We start from the raw sequence: 2,224 nt of genomic DNA on the forward strand, positions 1-2,224 counted from the left end.
TCTACTGTCAGGAATGACAGTTCGAAGGGAGAAACCGGGGCCGTTTATCGGTGAGTGAAGGGAGCTAGGTTTATCCCCAGCCCCTTCCAATCGTCTTTTCCTGTGGCGAGTTGGCTAGCGCGGGTTGACCTCATCCAACGCCCGATTCGCCAACAATCCACTCAGTTCGATCAACTGTTGAATACCCAGCGCAACATGTCGCCGCGAACCTTCCAGCTCGAACGCCAGGTCGCTGATCATGGCATCGGCCGAAGCCAGGGTTTCGCTGAGGTTGGCGAGCAGGCATTCGGTGCCGATGCCGTTCACCACGGTGAAGAGCTGGCCTGGAGGCGGCCCGGTGTCGGGCTCGGGGTTGAGATAGAAATCGAGGGCGCGTTTGGCGGCTTTGTCGAAGGCGGTTGAATCTGGATCGGTGTCTGGCGGATTGGGGGTTGGTTTGAACATGGTGAAGCTCCTATGGAATGGAGCCACCGGAATCTGTCGCTAAACAGAAAGGGTGGCGGCTGCACGCGGGTTAGCGAACCGGTCATAGGCACCCGGCAGACCCGAAGGTCTCCCACATACAGCCGCCATAACGAAATTGCAGTCAGATCTGCAACAAAGCATGGAACGCTTAAGTGCCTAGAATGATCCGGGTCGCTAAACCCGATCGCTGATTCGTCAGCGACCGGTAAACGATAAAGCCCGCCCCCTAGGCGCACAAGCCGGCGGATTCTGGCGCAGTTGTAGGCAATGGCGCAAGGCGGTGTAGTCGGAGGCTGAAGGATGACGTGGGGCGCAGTTTCGATAAGCTCGGGCCTGTGAAAGCGAGTTTCCTCGCTTTCACAGGATGTATTTGGTAAATAAATACGCCCACTTTTCCACGTAGAAAGGAACAAAACCCACTATTATTCCTGCGGTGTCAATCTTATGGATAGATTATGTTCGCATGAGTGCCATACATCCGCTGACCTGGCGGTTATCTGGATTAGAAAACAGAGCGGTTTGAGTAACATAATCAAAGTAAGCATAGAGTGGATCAGAAACATGAGGATACAGCCAATAATGCACAGCCCTATACGGATAGGGATATGGCTTGCTATAAACTTTCTGAACATCTTTAAACGCAGGCCAAGTCATACGCGTTTGACTACTTACCGAGTCAACCCATCTCATAGCTTCAGTACCGCTAACGAACGGACCATCATTAACGACCAGCCTGTATACATTCGAAACAACTACAGGAAAAGAAACCGTATCTCCGTTTGCATCACTCACATCAATGTAAACCGAGCCGTTTGCTTCACCTACTACGGTATCGTCACTTCTAATTGACGCGATGTCAGAATTGCGGGAGGAGAACCGATAGGGTAATTTGCCGCCGCTTGCCCTCCTTATATCCGTATTGTTGTCCGAATCTAACCCAGTCCTTGGCCAGTTAATCTTAATTGACACCCCATCCAAGCACATGACCGAAGTATCGATTGTCAATCTTTCCACCGTTCTGACGGCATATATACGCAACGGAAAAGTATCGGCCTGGCCTTCCTCGACACTCTGGTTCAAAGTCGCCTTGAACTCCACCGTGAGCGCACTGCCGTTACGCAGCCCCCGCAGATCATTGAGTGGCACGGTGTTGGTCGCGAAGCCACTTGAGACCCAGCCTGCCGAAACTCGGCTGTCAAGGGCGCTGCTCCAAAGCACGCGTTCATAATCCGTGTCATCGTTGTTTTTGCCCTTCACGCGTAACCACACGTACTGCCCTTGGGCAATAAGGGGCCAGCTATCGATACGCACGGTGGCATCGCCTGTTAAGGTCGCCACATCCAGTTCCGGCCCTTCGCCATTGTTGGCGGCTTGCAGGATCCTCGGCTTGGCGACCAGCAGATCGTCTTGGGTGAGTGCCTGCACCGCCAGATTAAGCGAAGCCGACGGTGGCGATTCACTGCCCCGGGTCACGGTGTAGGTCACGGTCACCGGCCTGCCCAGGTTGTAGGCAATCACCGAGACCGGCATCGTAATCTCACGATTGGGAGGCAGCACCTGCACTGGAGTGGTGTAGGACCCATCCCCAGCAGTGCCCGTCCAAGTCACGCTGACCTGATCGCCCGGCTGCACACCGTAATCTGGTATCACCACGGTCAGGTTGTCCTTGCCCGCCACCGGGTTCAATTGCTGACTCGGTGCAGTGCCCGCGGCTTCCTTGACGCTCGGTGCCGTCAGGTTCATGGCTGCGCCGATGGTC

1 protein-coding gene and 1 pseudogene are annotated in these 2,224 nt (G+C 54.7%); both read right to left on the reverse strand.

Features of this window, described 5'->3' with window-relative positions; translation table 11 throughout:
• Nucleotides 1–114: 114 nt before the first annotated feature.
• The gene (locus tag HU811_RS26680; protein WP_186659080.1) at nt 115–444 is read right to left on the reverse strand and encodes a DUF6124 family protein; all 330 of its coding nucleotides are present in this window, start codon (nt 442–444) and stop codon (nt 115–117) included.
• A gap of 474 nt (nt 445–918) precedes the next feature.
• Nucleotides 919–2,224: pseudogene (locus HU811_RS26685) on the reverse strand (hypothetical protein); the annotation flags it as partial.

The organism is Pseudomonas tehranensis (assembly GCF_014268615.1).
Taxonomy (GTDB): Bacteria; Pseudomonadota; Gammaproteobacteria; order Pseudomonadales; family Pseudomonadaceae; genus Aquipseudomonas; species Aquipseudomonas tehranensis.

What these genes read in the sequence shown, in the direction of transcription:
- HU811_RS26680 (WP_186659080.1), bottom strand. Translation starts at nt 444, where the DNA reads ATGTTCAAACCAACCCCCAATCCGCCAGACACCGATCCAGATTCAACC.